Annotated in this window: 18 protein-coding genes; 12 read left to right on the top strand and 6 right to left on the bottom strand. The window is 66.7% G+C overall.

Annotated elements, in window-relative coordinates:
• Window positions 1-10: 10 nt before the first annotated feature.
• The 4 genes from WS70_RS08530 to WS70_RS08515 form a co-directional block, all read right to left on the bottom strand.
• The gene (locus WS70_RS08530) at window positions 11-1,285 is read right to left on the bottom strand and encodes a molybdopterin molybdotransferase MoeA (RefSeq protein WP_472297997.1); all 1,275 of its coding nucleotides are present in this window, start codon (window positions 1,283-1,285) and stop codon (window positions 11-13) included.
• 556 nt (window positions 1,286-1,841) lie between these two features.
• The gene (thrC, locus tag WS70_RS08525) at window positions 1,842-3,293 is read right to left on the bottom strand and encodes a threonine synthase (RefSeq protein WP_059597069.1); all 1,452 of its coding nucleotides are present in this window, start codon (window positions 3,291-3,293) and stop codon (window positions 1,842-1,844) included.
• 7 nt (window positions 3,294-3,300) lie between these two features.
• The gene (locus WS70_RS08520) at window positions 3,301-4,629 is read right to left on the bottom strand and encodes a homoserine dehydrogenase (protein ID WP_059597070.1); all 1,329 of its coding nucleotides are present in this window, start codon (window positions 4,627-4,629) and stop codon (window positions 3,301-3,303) included.
• A gap of 43 nt (window positions 4,630-4,672) precedes the next feature.
• Window positions 4,673-5,911: a pyridoxal phosphate-dependent aminotransferase gene (locus WS70_RS08515; RefSeq protein ID WP_059471006.1), complete on the bottom strand. Its 1,239-nt coding sequence runs from the start codon at window positions 5,909-5,911 to the stop codon at window positions 4,673-4,675.
• Window positions 5,912-6,251: 340 nt separating this feature from the next.
• On the opposite strand from WS70_RS08515, the gene WS70_RS08510 reads away from it, so the two are divergent.
• From WS70_RS08510 to WS70_RS08470, 9 genes are all read left to right on the top strand, one after another.
• Window positions 6,252-6,626 (top strand): Mth938-like domain-containing protein, encoded by a 375-nt coding sequence (locus tag WS70_RS08510; RefSeq protein ID WP_059597071.1) that lies wholly within the window; start codon window positions 6,252-6,254, stop codon window positions 6,624-6,626.
• 129 nt (window positions 6,627-6,755) lie between these two features.
• The gene (locus WS70_RS08505) at window positions 6,756-8,462 is read left to right on the top strand and encodes a glycosyltransferase family 39 protein (RefSeq protein ID WP_059470997.1); all 1,707 of its coding nucleotides are present in this window, start codon (window positions 6,756-6,758) and stop codon (window positions 8,460-8,462) included.
• Window positions 8,463-8,481: 19 nt separating this feature from the next.
• Window positions 8,482-8,853 (top strand): SMR family transporter, encoded by a 372-nt coding sequence (locus WS70_RS08500; RefSeq protein ID WP_004192320.1) that lies wholly within the window; start codon window positions 8,482-8,484, stop codon window positions 8,851-8,853.
• A gap of 139 nt (window positions 8,854-8,992) precedes the next feature.
• Entirely contained in the window at window positions 8,993-10,144 is a 1,152-nt protein-coding gene (locus tag WS70_RS08495; RefSeq protein WP_059470998.1) for a DegT/DnrJ/EryC1/StrS family aminotransferase, read from the top strand.
• 6 nt (window positions 10,145-10,150) lie between these two features.
• Window positions 10,151-11,158 carry a glycosyltransferase gene (locus WS70_RS08490; protein ID WP_059470999.1) on the top strand — a complete coding sequence of 336 codons (1,008 nt, stop codon included), beginning with the start codon at window positions 10,151-10,153 and terminating at the stop codon, window positions 11,156-11,158.
• Window positions 11,155-12,102, top strand: coding sequence for a formyltransferase (locus tag WS70_RS08485; protein ID WP_059597072.1), 948 nt, complete (start codon window positions 11,155-11,157; stop codon window positions 12,100-12,102). The genes WS70_RS08490 and WS70_RS08485 overlap by 4 nt, the downstream gene beginning before the upstream one ends.
• Window positions 12,099-13,154, top strand: a complete 1,056-nt coding sequence (locus WS70_RS08480; RefSeq protein ID WP_082716137.1) for a bifunctional UDP-4-keto-pentose/UDP-xylose synthase — start codon at window positions 12,099-12,101, stop codon at window positions 13,152-13,154. The genes WS70_RS08485 and WS70_RS08480 overlap by 4 nt, the downstream gene beginning before the upstream one ends.
• 14 nt (window positions 13,155-13,168) lie before the next feature.
• Window positions 13,169-14,065: a polysaccharide deacetylase family protein gene (locus tag WS70_RS08475; protein WP_059597073.1), complete on the top strand. Its 897-nt coding sequence runs from the start codon at window positions 13,169-13,171 to the stop codon at window positions 14,063-14,065.
• A gap of 83 nt (window positions 14,066-14,148) precedes the next feature.
• Window positions 14,149-14,610: a peroxiredoxin gene (locus WS70_RS08470; RefSeq protein WP_059471003.1), complete on the top strand. Its 462-nt coding sequence runs from the start codon at window positions 14,149-14,151 to the stop codon at window positions 14,608-14,610.
• A gap of 193 nt (window positions 14,611-14,803) precedes the next feature.
• Here WS70_RS08470 and WS70_RS08465 read toward each other — a convergent pair whose 3' ends face one another.
• The gene (locus tag WS70_RS08465; RefSeq protein ID WP_159082870.1) at window positions 14,804-15,058 is read right to left on the bottom strand and encodes a hypothetical protein; all 255 of its coding nucleotides are present in this window, start codon (window positions 15,056-15,058) and stop codon (window positions 14,804-14,806) included.
• Between WS70_RS08465 and WS70_RS08460 the strand changes: the two genes are divergently transcribed.
• Entirely contained in the window at window positions 14,942-16,738 is a 1,797-nt protein-coding gene (locus tag WS70_RS08460; RefSeq protein WP_059597074.1) for a PhoH family protein, read from the top strand. The two genes, WS70_RS08465 and WS70_RS08460, sit on opposite strands and share 117 nt — an antisense overlap.
• A gap of 241 nt (window positions 16,739-16,979) precedes the next feature.
• Window positions 16,980-18,140 carry an NlpC/P60 family protein gene (locus WS70_RS08455; RefSeq protein ID WP_059469142.1) on the top strand — a complete coding sequence of 387 codons (1,161 nt, stop codon included), beginning with the start codon at window positions 16,980-16,982 and terminating at the stop codon, window positions 18,138-18,140.
• 313 nt (window positions 18,141-18,453) lie between these two features.
• Here WS70_RS08455 and WS70_RS08450 read toward each other — a convergent pair whose 3' ends face one another.
• Window positions 18,454-19,278, bottom strand: a complete 825-nt coding sequence (locus tag WS70_RS08450) for an IclR family transcriptional regulator (protein ID WP_059597075.1) — start codon at window positions 19,276-19,278, stop codon at window positions 18,454-18,456.
• Between the two features lie 149 nt (window positions 19,279-19,427).
• Here WS70_RS08450 and WS70_RS08445 point away from each other — a divergent pair, with 149 nt between their 5' ends.
• Window positions 19,428-20,183, top strand: a complete 756-nt coding sequence (locus tag WS70_RS08445; RefSeq protein ID WP_059597076.1) for an ABC transporter substrate-binding protein — start codon at window positions 19,428-19,430, stop codon at window positions 20,181-20,183.
• Window positions 20,184-20,206: the final 23 nt, after the last annotated feature.

Here is a 20,206-nt window from a genome sequence, read left to right as displayed (position 1 = left end):
CCGCCCGGCGTCAGCCGAGCAATTCGGAAAAAGGAATGAAACGCACCGTCTCGCCCGCGCTGATCGCGTGGTTCGGCGGATTGTCGATCAGGCCGTCGCCCCACACCGTCGACGTCAGCACGGCCGAGCTCTGGTTCGGGAACAGGTCGAGCCCGCCCGCCGCGTTCACGCGCGCGCGCAGGAATTCATTGCGACGGTCGGCCTTGCTCTGCGTGAAATCGGCGCGCAGCGACACCACGCGCGGCGCGACCTGCGTCGCGCCCGCGACGCGCAGCAGGAACGGCCGCACGAATAGCAGGAACGTGACGAAGCTCGACACCGGGTTGCCCGGCAGACCGATGAAATAGGCTTCGCCGCCGTTCGTGCCGTTCGTGCCGTTCTTCGTGCCGTTCGCCGCGGCCGTAGCGTCACCCGCGCCGGCCGCCCCGCCGCGCCTGATCACGCCGAACGCGAGCGGCTTGCCCGGCTTCATCGCGATCTGCCACAGCGCGAGCCGCCCTTCCGCCTCGACCGCGGGCTTCACGTGATCCTCGTCGCCCACCGACACGCCGCCGCTCGTCACGATCACGTCGTGCTCGCGCGCCGCCTCGCGCAGCGCCGCGCGCGTCGCATCGAGCCGGTCGGGAACGATCCCGTAGTCGGTCACGTCGCAGCCGAGCCGCTCGAGGAGCCCGCGCAGCGTGAAGCGGTTCGAATTGTAGATCGCGCCCGGCTTGAGCGGCTCGCCCGGCATCGTCAGTTCGTCGCCCGTGAAGAACACGGCGACCTTCGCGCGGCGCGCGACCGCGAGCGACGCGCAGCCGACCGACGCGGCGAGCCCCATCGCCTGCGGCGTCATCCGCGTGCCAGCCGGCAGGATCACCGAACCGCGGCGGATGTCCGCGCCCTGCGTGGTGATCCATTCGCCCGCCGCCGGCGTGTGCAGGATGTCCACCTGGTCGCCCGCGGCCTCCGTCTGCTCCTGCATCACGACCGCGTCCGCGCCGGCCGGCACGGACGCGCCCGTGAAGATGCGCGCGGCCGTGCCCGGCTCGAGCGGCTTGGCCGGATGGCCCGCCGGAATCCGCTGCGACACCATGAGGCGCCGCTCGCCGCGCGTCAGGTCGGCAGCGCGCACCGCGTAGCCGTCCATCGCGCTCGTGTTCATCGGAGGAACGTCGAGCGGCGACACGACGTCGGCCGCGAGCACGCGGTTCAGCGCATCGAGCGTCGCGACCGTCTCGGTTTCGGCGAGCGGACGTGCGGCAGCGAGAAGCGCCGCGAGCGCGTCGGCCGTCGACAGCATCGGCGCGCGCGGCGTCTGGGTATTAGGGTGGGACATCGTCGATTGAAATTTTGACCGGATGCCGACATTGTAGCGACGGCTCCGCGCGGGTGTGGACGATCGAATCGGATCGATTCGATCGAGTGCAGCGGCCGTGCGTCGCGAGCGTGATGGCCCGCTGCGTTCGTCCATCGAAAAACGGAGCGCGTCGCCATCACGGGAAGGCGATTGCGGGCGCGATCAGCCGCGCTCGTTGCGCAACCGGAATCCACCCAAACAATACGCCAATCGACAGGTCGAGCAGCGAACACGAACGAAAAAGCCGCGACGCGAGTTCATCCGAAAGTGATCCGATGAATTCGCGCCGCGGCTTTTTTCAGTGCCTTTTGGCACCCGACCGGCATCGAGCGAAGGCACGCTGCGAAGCGCCGCGCGTCAGAGCGTCGCACCCGCCGGCTTTTTCCCTCGCACCCGCGCTGCCTGCGCGCCGCGCGCATCGCGACCGACGCGACCGCCGCCCGCCAGGCGAAGCCAGCGGCACGGCTGCCCCCCCGCCGCCGCCACGCCCGCCCGGGCGTCACGCGCCCGCATGCGCGGCGATGAAGTCCTTCACTTGCTGCGCGCTCGCGTCGACCACTTCGAAACGCTGCGGCAGCGCCTCGAGTCCGTCGAACGCGGCGGGCCGCGAAGGCTCCTGCCCAAGCGCCTCGCGAATCGTCTCGCCGAACTTGATCGGCTGCGCGGTCTCGAGCACGATCATCGGCACGCCCGGCTGCAGATGCTCGCGCGCGACCTTCAGACCGTCGGCCGTGTGCGTGTCGATCGTCGTCCGATAGCGCTCGAACACGTCGCGGATCGTCGCGATCCGGTCCTCGTGCGTGCTGCGGCCCGACACGAAGCCGAACTCGGCGACGCGCGCGAAATCGCCGCTCGCGGCGAGATCGAAGCCGCCCTTTTCCTCGACGTCGCGAAACAGCTGGACGACGCGCGCCGGATCGCGGCCGAGCAGATCGAACACGAAGCGCTCGAAGTTCGACGCCTTCGAGATGTCCATGCTCGGGCTGCTCGTGTGATACGTGTTCTCCGCGCTGCGCACGCGGTACGCGCCCGAGCGGAAGAACTCGTCGAGCACGTCGTTCTCGTTCGTCGCGACGACGAGCTTCTCGACTGGAAGGCCCATCATCCGCGCGATGTGGCCCGCGCAGACGTTGCCGAAGTTGCCTGACGGCACGGTGAACGACACGCGCTCGTCGTTGCGCTTCGTCGCCGTGAAGTAGCCCTTGAAGTAGTAGACGACCTGCGCGACGACGCGCGCCCAGTTGATCGAATTGACCGTGCCGATCTTGTATTGCGCCTTGAACGCGTGATCGTTCGACACGGCCTTCACGATGTCCTGGCAATCGTCGAACACGCCTTTCACCGCGAGGTTGAAGATGTTCGGATCCTGCAGACTGTACATCTGCGCGGTCTGGAACGCGCTCATCTTCTGGTGCGGCGACAGCATGAACACGCGCACGCCCTCTTTGCCGCGCATCGCGTACTCGGCCGCGCTGCCCGTGTCGCCCGACGTCGCGCCGAGGATGTTGAGCGTTTCGCCGTGCTTGGCCAGCGTGTACTCGAACAGATTGCCGAGCAGTTGCATCGCCATGTCCTTGAACGCGAGCGTCGGGCCGTTGGACAGCTCGAGCAGCGCAAGCGGCGCGCCGTTCTCGACGCCGAGCGTCGTGAGCGGCGTGACGTCGGCCGCGTTCCCGCCGTGGCGCGCGTTGCAGTAGACGGCCGCCGTGTACGTGCTGCGCGCGAGCGCGCGCAGGTCGTCGGCGGGGATGTCGTCGCAGAATTTCGACAGGATCTCGAACGCGAGATCCGCGTACGGCAGCGCGCGCCAGCGCGCGAGCTCGTCCGCCGACACGCGCGGATACTCGGCGGGCAAATAGAGCCCGCCGTCGGCGGCGAGGCCGCCGAGCAGGATGTCGGAGAACGTGTGGCGCTCGCCGATGCCGGCGCCGCGCGTGGAGATGTAATTCATGTCGTCCTCAGTTGAGCGCTTCCATGCGCAGCTTCGTCACCTTCGACACGACCGTCTCGAGCGATTCGATGCGCGCGATCGCCGCGTTGACGTTCTTCTCGATCGTCTCGTGCGTGATCAGGATGATGTCGGTCTCGCCGTTCGCGTCGTCGACCTGCTCCGATTCCTTCTGCAAGAGCGCGTCGATCGAGATGCCCGAATCGGCGAGGATGCGCGTGATGTCGGCGAGCACGCCCGTCTCGTCGGCGACGCGCAGGCGCAGGTAGTAGCCGCTCGTCACCTCTTCGATCGGCAGGATCGGCGTGTTCGACAGGCTGTCCGGCTGGAACGCGAGATGCGGGACGCGGTGCTCGGGATCGGCCGTGTGCAGGCGCGTCACGTCGACGAGATCGGCGACGACGGCCGACGCCGTCGGTTCGGCGCCCGCGCCCTTGCCGTAGTAGAGCGTCGTGCCGACCGCGTCGCCGTGCACGACGACCGCGTTCATCGCGCCCTCGACGTTCGCGAGCAGACGCTTCGCCGGAATCAGCGTCGGATGCACCCGCAGCTCGATCCCGCGCTCGGTGCGGCGCGTGATGCCGAGCAGCTTGATCCGGTAGCCGAGCTCTTCCGCGTAACGGATGTCGGTCGCGGCGAGCTTGCTGATCCCTTCGACGTACGCGCGGTCGAACTGCACCGGCACGCCGAACGCGATCGCGCTCATGATCGTCGCCTTGTGCGCGGCGTCGACCCCCTCGATGTCGAAGGTCGGATCGGCTTCCGCGTAGCCGAGCTCCTGCGCGGCCGCGAGCGCGGTCGCGAAATCGAGGCCGCGGTCGCGCATTTCCGACAGGATGTAGTTCGTCGTGCCGTTGATGATGCCGGCGATGTACTGGATGCGGTTCGCGGTCAGGCCTTCGCGCAGCGCCTTGATAATCGGGATGCCGCCCGCGACGGCCGCCTCGAACGCGACCATCACGCCCTTCTCGCGCGCGGCCTCGAAGATCTCGGTGCCGTGCACCGCGAGGAGCGCCTTGTTGGCCGTCACGACGTGCTTGCCGTTCGCGATCGCGCGCAACACCAGCTCGCGCGCGAGGCCCGTGCCGCCGATCATCTCGGCGACGATCGCGATCGACGGATCGTCGACGACCGCGTTGAAATCGTCGCCGATCGACACGCCGTTCGCGTCGCCGTCGAGGGCGGCGAGCGCCTTCGCGGGATTGCGCACCGCGACGCGCGCGATCTCGATGCCGCGCCCGGCGCGACGCTTGATTTCCTCCTGGTTGCGGCGCAGCACCTTGAAGGTGCCGCCGCCTACCGTGCCGAAGCCCAACAGGCCTACTTTGATCGGTTCCATGCTGCGTGTGATCTATTGAGTGAAAAAAGTGGAACGCGCCCGGTCATGCCGAGTGGCGCTTCCGGTAGCCGTCGAGGAAGCGCGCGATCCGCTCGATCGAATCGGTCAGGTCGTCGACGTTCGGCAGGAACACGACGCGGAAATGGTCCGGCGTCGGCCAGTTGAAGCCCGTCCCCTGCACGAGCAGCACACGCTCCTTCAGCAGCAGCTCGAGGATGAACTGCTGGTCGTTCTCGATCGGATAAAGCTTCGGATCGAGACGCGGGAACATGTAGAGCGCCGCTTCCGGCTTCACGCACGACACGCCCGGGATCGACGTGAGCATGTCGTACGCGAGCTCGCGCTGCTTGTAGAGACGCCCGCTCGGCACGATCAGCTCGTTGATGCTCTGATAGCCGCCGAGCGCGGTCTGGATCGCGTACTGGCCGGGCACGTTCGCGCAGAGACGCATCGACGACAGGATGCCGAGGCCCTCGAGGTAGTCGTTCGCGCGGCGGCGGTTCTCGTCCGTGAGACCCGCGACCGACATCCAGCCCGCGCGATAGCCGCACGACCGGTAGCTCTTCGACAGGCTGTTGAACGTGACTGTGATCACGTCCTCGGCAAGCGACGCGAGCGCGGTGTGCGACTGGCCGTCGTAGACGATCTTGTCGTAGACCTCGTCGGCGAAGATCACGAGGCCGTGCTCGCGAGCGATCGCGATCAGCTCGAGCAGCAATTCGTCCGAATAGAGCGCGCCCGTCGGGTTGTTCGGATTGATGACGACGAGCGCCTTCGTGTTCGGCGTGATCTTGCGGCGGATGTCGTCGGGATCGGGCATCCAGCGGTTCGATTCGTCGCAGACGTAATGGACGGGCGTGCCGCCCGACAGGCTCACGGCCGCCGTCCACAGCGGATAGTCGGGCGCGGGCAGCAGCACCTCGTCGCCGTCGTTCAGGAGCGCCTGCGTCGCCATCACGATCAGCTCGGACGCGCCGTTGCCGATGTAGATGTCGTCGAGCCCGACGCCCTTCACGCCCTTTTGCTGCGTGTAATGCATGATCGCCTTGCGCGCGGCGAACACGCCCTTCGAGTCCGAATAGCCGGACGACGTCGGCAGATTGCGGATCATGTCCTGGATGATCTCGTCCGGCGCATCGAAGCCGAACGGCGCCAGATTGCCGATATTCAGCTTGATGATTCGGTGCCCCTCTTCCTCGAGACGCTTCGCGTGCTCGAGGACCGGGCCACGGATGTCATAGCAGACGTTGAGCAGCTTGTTCGACTTCTGAATCGGTTTCACGGCGGACACGTTCCTGGGTAATGCCTGGCGGGCCTGGGGAGCGGGGATCAAAACTGGAGAGCGGCCGGTAGCGCGCTGTCTAGGAATGGCTTCTTGCGGCTGCCGGGCGCGGCTTGTGGCGGCGCGCGACAGAAACGCCGCCCGGGAGCGGCTAAAAAGTTATAATTTAGCGGATTTTGGCCGACTTTCGCAATGCACCAATCCGGCCGCGGCCTCCGCGCGGCAGCGTCCGCCACGACGGCCGCGCGCATCGCGGCTGGCGGCCCGCCCCGTTCGGGGCCGGATCGCCGCGCCGACGCGGCCTTCGCTCCGGCCCTTTTCGACACCGCGGAAAACCGATTTGAAATTACACCAGGACCCGAGCAACACGCTCAACACCGTCACCGGCTACGGCCCCGATTACGTCGACATCAACCTGCGGCGCCACGAAAGCAGCGTGATCGTGCTGCCGGGCGCGCCCGTCGTCGAATGGCCCGTCGCGTCATTCGACGCGCTCACGCCCGAGCTGTTCGCGATGCTGCTCGAGCCTCAGCCCGAGGTGGTGATCTTCGGCAGCGGCGCGCGGCTGCGCTTTCCGCACCCGCGCCTGACGGCACAGCTCACCGCGCAGCGGATCGGCGTCGAAACGATGGATTTCCAGGCCGCCTGCCGCACGTACAACATCCTGATGGCCGAAGGCCGGAAGGTCGCCGCGGCGCTGCTGATCGAACGTTAAGCGAACGTTAAGCCGCCCTGCGCTAAAACACCCTGCGGCGCTTTGCGTCCCGTTTCGCGCCGCGCCCCGCTCGCCGCGGACGACAGCCGCAATCCGCCCGATCCAATCTTACAAACTCAATACGAATCTATGAACGATATGCCGTCGAGGCTACCGCTCAATCCCGCAGCGTCCTTCTCGCTCAATCGCGCCGCGCTCCTCATTCTCGTCGCGGCGCTCGCCGTCGTCTGGTTCGCGCCGCTCGGCCTGCGCCACCTGATCCCGAGCGACGAAGGCCGCTACGCCGAAATGGCCCGCGAGATGTTCGCGACGGGCGACTGGATCACGCCCCGCTACAACGGCTACAAGTATTTCGAGAAGCCGCCGCTGCAGACGTGGCTCAACGCGCTCACGTTCGCGTGGTTCGGCATCGGCGAATGGCAGGCGCGCCTCTACACCGCGCTCGCGAGCTTCGCCGGCGTGCTGGTCGCAGGCTTCACCGGCGCGCGCGTGTTCAACCCGCGCGCGGGCTTCTTCGCCGCGCTCGTGCTCGCGACGTCGCCGTACTGGAACCTGATGGGCCACTTCAACGCGCTCGACATGGGGCTGTCGCTGTGGATGACGGTCACGCTGTGCTCGCTCCTCCTCGCGCAGCGGCCCGGCATCGGGAAGCGCGCCGAGCGCGGCTGGATGTGGCTCTGCTGGGCGTCGATGGCGCTCGCAGTGCTGTCGAAGGGCCTGATCGGCCTGATCCTGCCGGGCGCCGTGCTCGTCCTCTACACGCTCGTGTCGCGCGACTGGGCGCTGTGGAAACGCCTCTACCTCGTGAGCGGCCTCGCCATCTTCTTCGCGATCGCAACGCCCTGGTTCGTGCTCGTGCAGTCGCGCAACCCCGAGTTCCTCAACTTCTTCTTCATCGTCCAGCAGTTCCGGCGCTACCTAACGCCCGAGCAGAACCGCCCCGGCGCGATCTACTACTTCGTGCCGGTGCTCCTCATCGGCTTCCTGCCGTGGCTGTCCGTCAGCGTGCAGAGCATCCGCCACGCGCTGCGCATCCCGCGCCAGCCGAACGGTTTCTCGCCGATGCTCGTGCTGATCGTCTGGAGCGCGTTCATCTTCGTGTTCTTCAGCGCGTCGCACTCGAAGCTGATCTCGTACGTGCTGCCCGTGGCGCCCGCGCTCGCGCTGATGATCGGCGCGTATCTGCCGCTCGTGTCGCGCGAGCAGTTCCGCCGCCATCTGTTCGGCTATCTGGTGTTCCTCGTCGCCGCTGCGTTCGGCACGCTGTTCCTCGCGCGGCTCGGCGACGCGCGCACGCCGAACGTGCAGTACCTGGCGTTCCAGAAGTGGGTGTACGCGGCGCTCGCCGTCGCGTTCGCGCTCACGCTCGTCGCCGTGTGGCTCAATCGCCGCGGCCGTGCGGGCATCGCCGCTGCGGCGCTCGCGTTCGGCGCCGGCTGGCTGCTGCTCGGCACGATCGGCGGCACCGGTCACGACACGTTCGGCCGCTACAGCTCGGGCGCGCTCCTCGCGCCCGCGATCCGCGCGGAGCTCGCGAAGCTGCCGCCCGACACGCCGTTCTATTCGGTCGAGACGCTCGACCACACGCTGCCCTTCTACGTCCGCCACACGACGATCATGGTCGCGCGCCAGGACGAGCTCTCATTCGGCATCTCGGTCGAGCCGGACAAGTGGATTCCGACCGTCGCCGAGTGGGAAGCGCGCTGGCGCGCCGATCGGTACGCGCTCGCGCTGATGTCGCCCGACCGCTACAGGCAGTTGTCGGAGGCGGGCCTGCCGATGCGCGTGGTCGCACAAGACAACCGGCGCGTCGTCGTCGAAAAGCCGCAACCCTGATACCGAAGGACGCGAATCGATGAATCCCGTCTCCCTCTTTTGCATCGTCACGGGCGTGATGCTGAACGCGTGCGCGCAACTGCTGCTGAAGGCCGGCGTGCGCGCCGTTGGACACTTCGAATTCACCCGTGCGAACATTGTGCCGATCGGCTTCAAGATCGCGACCCAATTGCCGATCATCGGCGGCCTCGGCTGCTACGTGCTCTCCGTCGTCGTGTGGATCGTCGGGCTGTCCCGGGTCGACGTGTCGGTCGCGTATCCGATGCTGTCGCTCGGCTACGTCGTCAACGCGTTCGCCGCGTGGTACCTGTTCGGCGAGGTGCTGTCGGTGCAGCGCCTCGTCGGCATCGGCATCATCCTGATCGGCGTGTTCGTGCTCGCGCGCAGTTGACGCGGCCGCACGCGGCCGAAGCGCATGACGCACGTCGGGTGCACCGACAAAAAGTGACGCACCCGTTTCGGCAGCCGGTGTTAAATGCGCGTGTCGGGCAGCGCCCGACTCCTTTCACACGACAACGAGCGAAGCTTACATGAGCCAGACTTCCGTTCCTTTCCTGCCGTTCGTCAAACCCGAGATCGACGAGGAGACCATTCAGGGCGTGGCCGACGTGCTGCGCTCCGGCTGGATCACGACCGGCCCGCAGTGCCAGCGCTTCGAAGCCGCGCTGTCCGAATTCTGCGGCGGGCGACCCGTGCGCGTGTTCAACTCGGGCACGGCGACGCTCGAGATCGGCCTGCGGATCGCGGGCGTCGGCTGCGGCGACGAAGTGATCACGACACCCGCGTCGTGGGTCGCGACGAGCAACGTGATCCTCGAGACGGGCGCGACGCCCGTGTTCGTCGACATCGATCCCGCGACGCGCAACCTCGATCTCGACCTCATCGAAAAGGCGATCACGCCGCGCACGAAGGCGATCATTCCGGTCTATCTCGCGGGCCTGCCCGTCGACATGGATCGCCTCTACGCGATCGCGCGCGCGCATGGCCTGCGCGTGATCGAGGACGCCGCGCAGGCGCTCGGCTCGACCTGGAAAGGCCAGCGCATCGGCGCACTCGGCGACATCGTGTCGTTCAGCTTCCATCCGAACAAGAACATCACGTCGATCGAAGGCGGCGCGCTCGTGCTCAACGACGAAGCCGAGGCGGCGCTCGCGCAGAAATACCGGCTGCAGGGAATCACGCGCACGGGCCATGACGGCATGGACTGCGACGTGCTCGGCGGCAAGTACAATCTGACCGATGTCGCGGCGCGCGTCGGCCTCGGCCAGTTGCCGCACCTCGAACGCTTCAACGCGACGCGGCGCGCGCTCGCGCGCCGGTATTTCGACGCGTTCGCGGGCGGTCCGGCGCTCGCGCTCGGCGTCGGGCTGCCCGTCGCGGACTTCGAGAACGGCAACTGGCACATGTTCCAGATCACGCTGCCGATCGAGAAGCTGTCGATCTCGCGCGGCGAATTCATGGAGCAGCTGAAGCAGCGCGGCATCGGCTCGGGCGTCCATTACCCGGCCATTCATCTTTTCACGCTGTACCGCGCACGCGGCTTCAAGGAGGGCATGTTCCCCCACGCCGAGCGCTTCGGCGCGACGACCGTCACGCTGCCGCTCTTCACGCAGATGAGCGGAGAGGACGTGCAACGGGTCGTCGACGCCGTCAACCAGATTTGCGAACAATACGGAAAATAAGCGGACATGAGTCACCCTGAAACACGCGCGACGAATCCTGAAGTCTCGATCGTCATCCCCGTGTACAACGAGGAAGCCGGACTCGCTGCGCTCTTCGCGCGGCTCTACCCGGCGCTCGACGCGCTCGACACGTCGTACGAAGTGATCCTCGTCAACGACGGCAGCCGCGACCGCTCGGCTGCCCTCCTCGCCGACCAGTTCCGCGTGCGTCCGGACACGACGCGCGTCGTGCTCCTGAACGGCAACTACGGCCAGCACATGGCGATCCTCGCGGGCTTCGAGCAGTCGCGCGGCGAGATCGTCGTCACGCTCGACGCCGACCTGCAGAACCCGCCCGAAGAAATCGGCAAGCTGGTCGCGAAGATGCGCGAAGGCTATGACTACGTCGGCTCGATCCGGCTGCAGCGCCAGGACAGCCTGTTCCGCCGCAAGGCGTCGGCCGCGATGAACCGGCTGCGCGAGCGCATCACGCGGATCAAGATGACCGACCAGGGCTGCATGCTGCGTGCGTACAGCCGCCACATCATCGATACGATCAACCGCTGCGGCGAGGTGAACACGTTCATTCCCGCACTCGCGTACACGTTCGCGCAAAACCCGACCGAAATCGAGGTCGCGCACGAAGAGCGCTTCGCGGGCGAATCGAAATACTCGCTGTACAGCCTGATCCGCCTAAACTTCGATCTCGTCACGGGCTTTTCCGTCGTGCCGCTGCAATGGCTGTCGTTCATCGGCGTGATCCTGTCGCTCGGCTCGGCCGGACTCTTCGTGCTGCTCGTCGTGCGGCGCTTCATCGTCGGCGCGGAAGTGCAAGGCGTGTTCACGCTCTTCGCGATCACGTTCTTCCTGCTCGGCGTGATCATCTTCGCGCTCGGCCTGCTTGGCGAATACATCGGACGAATCTATCAACAGGTCCGCGCGCGACCGCGCTACCTGATCCACACCGTGCTCGAGGCGCGCGACGGCAAGCCCGGCGTCACGCTGCCGATCGAGCGCCGCGAGGCCGCGCGATGAAGCCGCGCGCCGTCGTCTTCGCGTATCACAACGTCGGCGTCCGCTGCCTGCAGGTGCTGCTCGCGCGCGGCGTCGACGTCGCGCTCGTCGTCACGCACGAGGACAGCCCGACCGAGAACATCTGGTTCGGCAGCGTCGCGTCGGTCGCGGCCGAGCACGGGATTCCCGTCGTCACGCCCGCCGATCCGAAGCGCGCCGAAGTGCGCGAAGCGGTCGCGAGCGCGAAGCCAGACTTCATCTTCTCGTTCTATTACCGGCACATGCTGCCCGCCGACCTGCTCGCGCTCGCCGCGCGCGGCGCGTACAACATGCACGGATCGCTCTTGCCGAAGTACCGCGGCCGCGTGCCGACGAACTGGGCGGTGCTGAACGGCGAGACCGAAACGGGCGCGACGCTGCACGAGATGGCCGCGAAGCCCGACGCGGGCGCGATCGTCGGCCAGACCTCGGTGCCGATCCTGCCCGACGACACCGCCGCGCAAGTGTTCGACAAGGTCACGGTCGCGGCCGAGCAGACGCTCTGGCGCGTACTGCCCGCGCTGATCGCGGGCGAGGCGCCACACCTGCCGAACGATCTGTCGCAAGGCAGCTACTACGGCGGGCGCAAGCCCGAAGACGGCCGCATCGATTGGTCGCAGTCCGCCGCGCAAGTCTACAACCTGATCCGCGCGGTCGCGCCGCCGTATCCGGGCGCGTTCGCCGACCTCGACGGCGCGCGCTTCGTGATCGCGCGCGCGCGCCTCGCGGCCCCCGGCTCGGCTGCCGCACGCGCGGCCGTCGATTTGCCGCCGGGCCTGCACGTAAGCGATAATGCGCTGTTCGGCGTTTGCGGCGACAGCCGCGCCGTCTCCATTCTCGAACTGCGCCGACAGCGCGACGGCGGCGAAACCGTGGTTTCCCCGGCGGAATTCGCTCAGTTCATTCATTCCTCCCGTCATTCATGAAAGCTAAAAAAGTCCTGATCCTGGGTGTGAACGGCTTCATCGGCCATCACCTGTCGAAGCGCATTCTCGAAACCACCGATTGGGAAGTGTTCGGCATGGACATGCAGACCGACCGGCTCGGCGATCTCGTCAAGCACGAGCGGATGCATTTCTTCGAAGGCGACATCACGATCAACAAGGAGTGGGTCGAGTATCACGTGAAGAAGTGCGACGTGATCCTGCCGCTCGTCGCGATCGCGACGCCCGCCACTTACGTGAAGCAGCCGCTGCGCGTGTTCGAGCTCGACTTCGAGGCGAACCTGCCGATCGTGCGCTCGGCCGTCAAGTACGGCAAGCACCTCGTGTTTCCGTCGACGTCCGAGGTGTACGGCATGTGCGCCGACGAGCAGTTCGACCCGGACGCGTCCGCCCTCACCTACGGCCCGATCAACAAGCCGCGCTGGATCTACGCGTGCTCGAAGCAGCTGATGGACCGCGTGATCTGGGGCTACGGGATGGAAGGCCTGAACTTCACGCTGTTCCGTCCGTTCAACTGGATCGGCCCGGGCCTCGACTCGATCTACACGCCGAAGGAAGGCAGCTCGCGCGTCGTCACGCAGTTCCTCGGCCACATCGTGCGCGGCGAGAACATCAGCCTCGTCGACGGCGGCTCGCAGAAGCGCGCGTTCACGTACGTCGACGACGGCATCAGCGCGCTGATGAAGATCATCGAGAATCTGAACGGCATCGCGACCGGCAAGATCTACAACATCGGGAATCCGAACAATAACTTCTCGGTGCGCGAACTCGCCAACAAGATGCTCGAGCTCGCGGCGGAATTCCCCGAGTACGCGGATTCGGCGAAGCACGTGAAGCTCGTCGAGACGACGTCGGGCGCGTACTACGGCAACGGCTATCAGGACGTGCAGAACCGCGTGCCGAAAATCGAGAACACGATGCAGGAGCTCGGCTGGGCGCCGCAGTTCACGTTCGACGACGCGCTGCGCCAGATCTTCGAGGCGTACCGCGGCCACGTCGCCGACGCGCGCGCGCTCGTCGAGCAGCACGGCTAAAGAGGCATCATCGCTTGGCTCGCATCGTTCTCAAGATCGACGTCGACACGCTGCGCGGCACGCGCGAAGGCGTGCCGAACCTCGCGCGCATCTTCGATCGCTTCACCGCGCGCGCGACGTTCCTCTTCAGCCTAGGCCCGGATCACACCGGCTGGGCGATGCGCCGCGTGCTGCGGCCGGGCTTCCTGAAGAAGGTGTCGCGCACGTCGGTCGTCGAGCATTACGGCGTCAAGCAGCTGCTGTACGGCGTGCTGCTGCCCGGCCCCGACATCGGCCGTCGCGCGACGGCCGAGATGCGTGCGATCCACGAAGCCGGCTTCGAATGCGGGATCCATACGTGGGATCACGTGTACTGGCAGGACAACGTTCGCGAACGTCCGCGCGACTGGACCGTGCGCGAGATGCGCAAGAGCCGCGAGCGCTTCATCGACATCTTCGGCGCGCCGCCCGTCACGCACGGCGCGGCCGGCTGGCAGATGAACGACGCGGCGTTCGAGCAGATCGACGCATGGGGCATGCGCTACGCGTCGGACGGCCGCGGCCACTCGCCGTATCTGCCCGTCGTCGAAGGCAAGACGCTCGCGCACGTACAGATGCCGACGACGCTGCCGACGCTCGACGAGATTCTCGGCATCGACGGCATCGACACCGGCAACGTCGCCGCGCATCTGCTCAAGCACACCGAACGCAATCCGCACGACCAGGTGTTCACGCTGCACGCGGAACTCGAAGGACAAAAGCTCGCGCCCGTGTTCGAGCAACTGCTCGCGGGCTGGCGCGCGCAAGGCCACACGTTCGCGACGATGGGCGACTATTACGCGACGCTGGACCGCGCCGCGCTGCCATCGTACCCTGTCGCGTGGGGCGAAATCCCCGGCCGCTCCGGCGAACTGATCGTTCAGCCCGACTGAACGAAAGCCGCCCGCCGCCCCCCGTCTCGCATCGCCACGCGCGGCCCGCCGTCCGCGCTCTTCCATAACAACAGGAGAAACACGTGTCCGTCGAAGTCGACCGTCAAGTTCCCGATTTCACCGCGCCTGCCACGGGCGGCGGGTTTTCGCTATCGGGCATCAAGGGCAAGAAGCTCGTGCTGTACTTCTATCCGAAGGACAACACGCCCGGCTGCACCACCGAGGGCTTGCAGTTCCGCGACCTGTATCCGAAGTTCGAGAAGGCCGGCGCGGAAATCGCAGGCGTGTCGCGCGACAGCCTGCGTTCGCACGACAACTTCAAGGCGAAGCTCGAACTGCCGTTCCCGTTGATTTCTGATCCCGACGAAACGCTCTGCACGCTGTTCGGTGTCATGAAATTGAAGAAAATGTATGGCAAGGAAGTACGCGGAATCGAGCGCTCGACGTTCGTCATCGACGGCGAAGGCGTGTTGCGCCACGCATGGCGCGGCGTGAAGGTGCCGGGTCACGTCGACGACGTGCTGAGTGCTGTACAAGCGCTTTGAGGCGCGCTATATTGGGCCGCAATGAATGCCTGTCCGACCCATTTTTCTCGTAGCTGCGCCGGTGGTCGAAACGATGCGTCCACGCATCTGACGCGCAGCACGACGGTTAGAGCCGAGCCGCTTGTCCCTGTTCGGGGGAGCGGCTTTTTTTATGGTTTTCGGGTCGGCCGATCCGCGCCGGCCGTCCAACGCGTCAAGGAGACGATCGAAATCTAGGCGAACCGGCGATTCGAACCCCATGTGCGCCACTGCGCGCAAACTGCGCGCGCCAAGCGTCGCAGGATGCGAACGGCGGCGCATGCCTGCGACACGATTCCTCCCGAGGGACACCATGCCTTTGCCTACTCCCCCCAGCAAGCTCGGCAGCCTGCTGCCACCCGACGAATACAAGGCGAAAGCGCGGCCTGCGAAAGCCGCGAAGCAATCCGCCTCCGGGAGCCCCGCTCACGCCGTCGCGACCGACTATCACGCGGCGAACGTAGCCGATCCGATGGTGGTTGCCGCCAATACCGCCGCACCACTGCGCGCAGTCGCACAGGCGGAAGCCGCAAGCGCCGCCGAGCCGCGCGCACGCAGGACGAAGCAAACCGCCGCGCTGCTGCAGCCGGTGCCCGCCGCGCCCAACGCCCCGGTCGCGCGCTCGTCGAAGACCGATGCGACGAAGCCCGCAGCGACCGCCGCGGCCGCACCGCGCGCGGCGGCGAAGACGCGCGGGCGCAAGGACGCCGAAATCGAGATGCAAAAGCTCTTCGTGCTCGACACGAACGTGCTGATGCACGATCCGAGCAGCCTGTTCCGCTTCGAGGAGCACGACGTCTATCTGCCGATGATGACGCTCGAGGAGCTCGACAATCACAAGAAGGGGATGTCGGAAGTCGCACGCAACGCGCGTCAGGTGAGCCGCACGCTCGACGCGCTCGTCGCCGACGGCGGCCCGATCTCGGCCGGCATTCCGCTCGCGCGCCTCGGCAGCCGCGAGGCGCTCGGCCGCCTGTACTTCCAGACGACGCTCACGAGCATCGAGCCCGTCGAAGGCCTGCCGCAAGGCAAGGCCGACAACCAGATCCTCGGCGTCGTGCGCGCGCTGCAGCGCGAGCGGCCGGATCGCCAGGTCGTGCTGGTGTCGAAAGACATCAACATGCGGATCAAGGCGCACGCGCTCGGCCTGCCCGCCGAAGACTACTTCAACGACCAGGTCCTCGAAGACAAGGATCTCCTCTACACCGGCGTGCGCGAACTGCCGCAGGACTTCTGGACGAAGCACGCGAAGGGAATGGAGAGCTGGCAGGACACGAAGACGGGCACCACGTACTACCGCGTGACGGGGCCGCTCGTCGTGTCGATGCTCGTCAACGAGTTCGTCTACCTCGAACCGCAAAACGGCGAGCCCGCGTTCCATGGGCTCGTGCGCGAGCTGAACGGCAAGACGGCGCTCCTGCAGACGCTGCGCGACTACAGCCACCACAAGAACAACGTGTGGGGGATCACCGCGCGCAACCGCGAGCAGAACTTCGCGCTGAACCTGCTGATGAACCCCGAGATCGACTTCGTCACGCTGCTCGGCCAGGCCGGCACCGGCAAGACGCTCGTCGCGCTCGCGGCGGGCCTCGCACAGGTGCTCGACGACAAGCGCTACAACGAGATCATCGTCACGCGCGCGACCGTGCCCGTCGGCGAGGACATCGGCTTTTTGCCGGGCACCGAGGAAGAGAAGATGCAGCCGTGGATGGGCGCGTTCGACGACAACCTCGAAGTGCTGCAGAAGACCGACGACGCGGCAGGCGAATGGGGCCGCGCGGCGACGCAGGAGCTGATCCGCTCGCGCCTCAAGGTGAAGAGCATGAACTTCATGCGCGGGCGCACGTTCGTCGACAAGTACCTGATCATCGACGAGGCGCAGAACCTGACGCCGAAGCAGATGAAAACGCTCGTCACGCGCGCGGGTCCGGGCACGAAGATCATCTGCCTCGGCAACATCGCGCAGATCGACACGCCGTACCTGACGGAAGGCAGTTCGGGCCTCACGTACGTCGTCGACCGCTTCAAGGGCTGGGGCCACAGCGGCCACGTGACGCTCGCGCGCGGCGAGCGCTCGCGCCTCGCCGACTACGCGTCCGACATCCTGTGACGACACGCTGACAGCCGCGCCGAGCGGCCCCAGCGCGACGCGGCGCCTGATTCGTCAGGCGCCGCTTTTTTCATTTCGGGGGTCGAATCATCTGCGAGCAGCCGTTCGTCTTGCACAACATTTACGCGCACAACTTCAAGTAATTTCTCAAGAATTCTTGCGAAAGCCCCGTCGGACGCACTACTATCGCGATTAACCGTCGTCATACGATTGGCGAGCGCAGCGCGTTCGCCCGCCTCTCATGCTGCGTCTTTCGCTGTCCGTTCTCGTGATCTCACTGCTCGCGGCCTGTTCGACCGCGCCGCAGAAGTCGGCGCGCTCGTCGTCCGGCATGGCGATCACCACGCCGCGCGCATACGCGCCGCCGCGCGGCTTCCCGAACTTCGTCGACCACAGCGTCGGTCGCGAGGAAATCTCGATCCAGGCGATGAGCCTAGTCGGCGTCCCGTACCGCTGGGGCGGCAACACGCCCGACAGCGGCTTCGACTGCAGCGGCCTCGTGCGCTACGTCGTCGACCGCGCGGCAAGCGTCAATCTGCCCCGCACAACGGCCGACATGAGCTCGATCGGCGAATCGATCGATCCCGACGGCATCGCGCCCGGCGACCTGATCTTCTTCAACACGTCGGGCCGGCCGCATTCGCACGTCGGCATCTACGTCGGCAAGCTGCGCTTCGTGAACGCGCCGTCGACGGGCGGCACCGTGCGGCTCGACTACCTGACGAATCCGTATTGGGCGAAGCGCTTCGACGGCATCCGGCGCGTCGCCGCGCCGAAGGCGAAGCCGACGCCGTTCGATGCGCCGACCTACCAGGCAAGCCGGCAGCCGGACGCCTCGCCGCGTACAGCCGTGGTGGCGGCGCCGGCAGCTCAATCGGCTCAATCGATCTACGCGGCGAATGCCGCCGCGCAACCGGTCGCTCGCGCGACCACGCCGACCACGCCGTCCGCTTATGCGGCGAATGCGAACGCGCAGTCTTCGGTGCGTAACGCCACGTCTGGCGCAGCGCCGGCTTATGCGGCGAATTCGTCGGCACCGGACGCGGCTACGCCCGCGCCCGCCGTCACGTCGACCGCATTGCCCATGCGCGCAGCGCCCGTCGCGACGGCGTCCGCCGACCCGTACGAGCCGCCGCCGTCCGCGATGTCCGCCGCGCAGCGGCAGGCGCAGGCGCAGGCCGCGGGCGCGGCGTCGCCCGCGTCGGTCGATCCGATCAACGCCGCAGCGGACGCGTTCGAGCCGCCGCCGCCCACCGCGCGCGCTGCAGCCCGCCAGGCACAGCTCGCCGCGCCAGGCAGCGTGCAGATCCTGCGCGCGTCGACTGCGCCCGGCTCCGCAAGCACCGCCCCTACTAGCACGAGCGACGACCCGATTGCTCGCTTCGCGAACGGCAGCTACTGAACGGCCGGACCGGGTCTCGCGGTCGGCGAGCGGTCCGGCAGCGTTCGGCCGCCGTCGTTCCGGCCGCAGACGAGCGCTCCGTCTTCCTCTCGATGTCGAACGGCGCGCAGATATGCGCCGGCCGCCAAGCAATGCGCGGCATTCCGCACTCCATATCGGCTCTTCCCGATCGGTCGATAACCGCTGCGGCCGTTCCTCGGTCCCTTCGCCCTTCCATTCCCGTTCCCTCGAACGGTCGAACGCCTGAACGCCAAAACAGCGACGCAAAACGCCGCACAAAACCCAGGCGCGTGCCCCGCGCGCTTCGCTCAGGCTACGCCAGCGTCCGAATCGAATTCGAAATTCCCCGCGCGCAGTCGATCACCGCGGGCGCGAGCCGCTGCTCGGCGTCGGCGAGCGTCCAGCGGCTCGACGGCGCGACGACGTGCACCGACGCGACCGGCCGCCGCTCGCCGTCGAGCACGGGCGCCGCGATCGTCATGTCGCCGATGAACAGTTCCTCGCGATTCGACGCGTAGCCGTTGCGCCGCGCGCCGCCGAGCAGCGCCTCGATCGCACCGATGTCGGTGACCGTGTATTGCGTGTGCGCGACGCGCTCGCTCGCCTCGAGCAGCGCATGCGCGTCGCCGTCGGGCAGCGCGCTCAGATAAGCGCGGCCCGACGCCGTGCAGTACATCGGAATGCGGCTGCCGATCGGCATGTGGATCGGCACGAATTTCGTACAGACGAAGCGCGCGACGTACACCATGTCGACGCCGTCCGGCTCGGTCAGATTCGTCGTCTCGCCCGTCACGTTCGTGAGCTCCGACAGGAACGGGTTCGCTACGTCGATCAGCGTATCGGCCGCCAGATAGTTGAAGCCGATCTGCATCACGCGCGGCGTCAGCTGATAGCGGCGCGTGCGCGGATGCTTCCTCACGTAGCCGAGCCGCTCGAGCGTGTAGATCATCCGCTGCGCAGAGCTCTTCGTGATCGACGTCGCCTCGGCGACCTCCGGCAGCGTCATTGTCCGCCGCTGCGCACTGAACGCGCGCAGCACCGCGATTCCCTTCTCCAGCGACTGGTTGAAAAGCGCGCCGGGGGCGTCGCGCTGATCGTTCCCCGCTTCCGGTAGCGGCCGGCGTGCTGCTTCGCTCATGGAAAGGCCCAATGGTGTTTGCTTAATCGACACACTAGTATATCGAATAACGATACGCAAAAATCTATTATCGATATTTTTGATTCGAATATGATTGCCATCACGATGTTGGTCGATTTTCAAACGGCAGTCGCTCCACGGAGGCAACCATGATCCAGTTCACCAAGCGCTTCTTCCTCGGCCTCGTCGTCGCGGCCGCCCCGCTCGTGTCGAGCGCCGCGCCGCCCGTCTACGCGGTCGGCGCGACGTCGACCGGCGTGCCGTTCACGTTCCTCGACGTGAAGACGAACTCGATCCAGGGCCTCCTCGTCGACGCGATCACCGCGACCGGCAAGGCGGCCGGCTTCGACGTGAAGATCGAGCAGACGACGTTCTCCGCGCTGATCCCGTCGCTCACGACGAAGAAAATCGACGTGATCTCGGCCGCGATGCTGAAGACGCCCGCGCGCGAGCAGGTGGTCGACTTCTCCGACACTGTCTATGCGTACGGCGAAGGCCTCGTCGTGCGCGCCGACGACACTGGCAAGTACACGACGATGGACGACCTGAAAGGCGAGATCGTCGGCGCGCAGGTCGGCACCGCGTTCGTCGACGCGCTGAACAAGAAAGGCATCTTCAGGGAAGTGCGCACGTACGACTCGATCGCGGACATCATGCGCGACGTCGCGCTCGGCCGAATCAAGGCGGGCTTCGGCGACCGCCCGATCCTGTCGTACCAGTTGCGCAGGAACCCCAATCCGAAGCTGCGCCTCGTCGACGGCTATCAGTCGACGGTCACGGGCAACGTGTGCTTCATCGTGCGCAAGGGCGACCGCGAGACGCTCGACCGCTTGAACGCGGGCCTGAAGAAGATCAAAGCCGACGGCACGCTCGCGCAGCTCGTGAAGAAATGGCAGGTCGAGTGATGCGCGGCCCGTTCGCGTAAGGA

This window comes from Burkholderia mayonis (genome assembly GCF_001523745.2).
Classification (GTDB): Bacteria; Pseudomonadota; Gammaproteobacteria; order Burkholderiales; family Burkholderiaceae; genus Burkholderia; species Burkholderia mayonis.
Note: the sequence above shows the minus strand (reverse complement) of the source record. Positions and strands in the feature narration are given on the sequence as shown.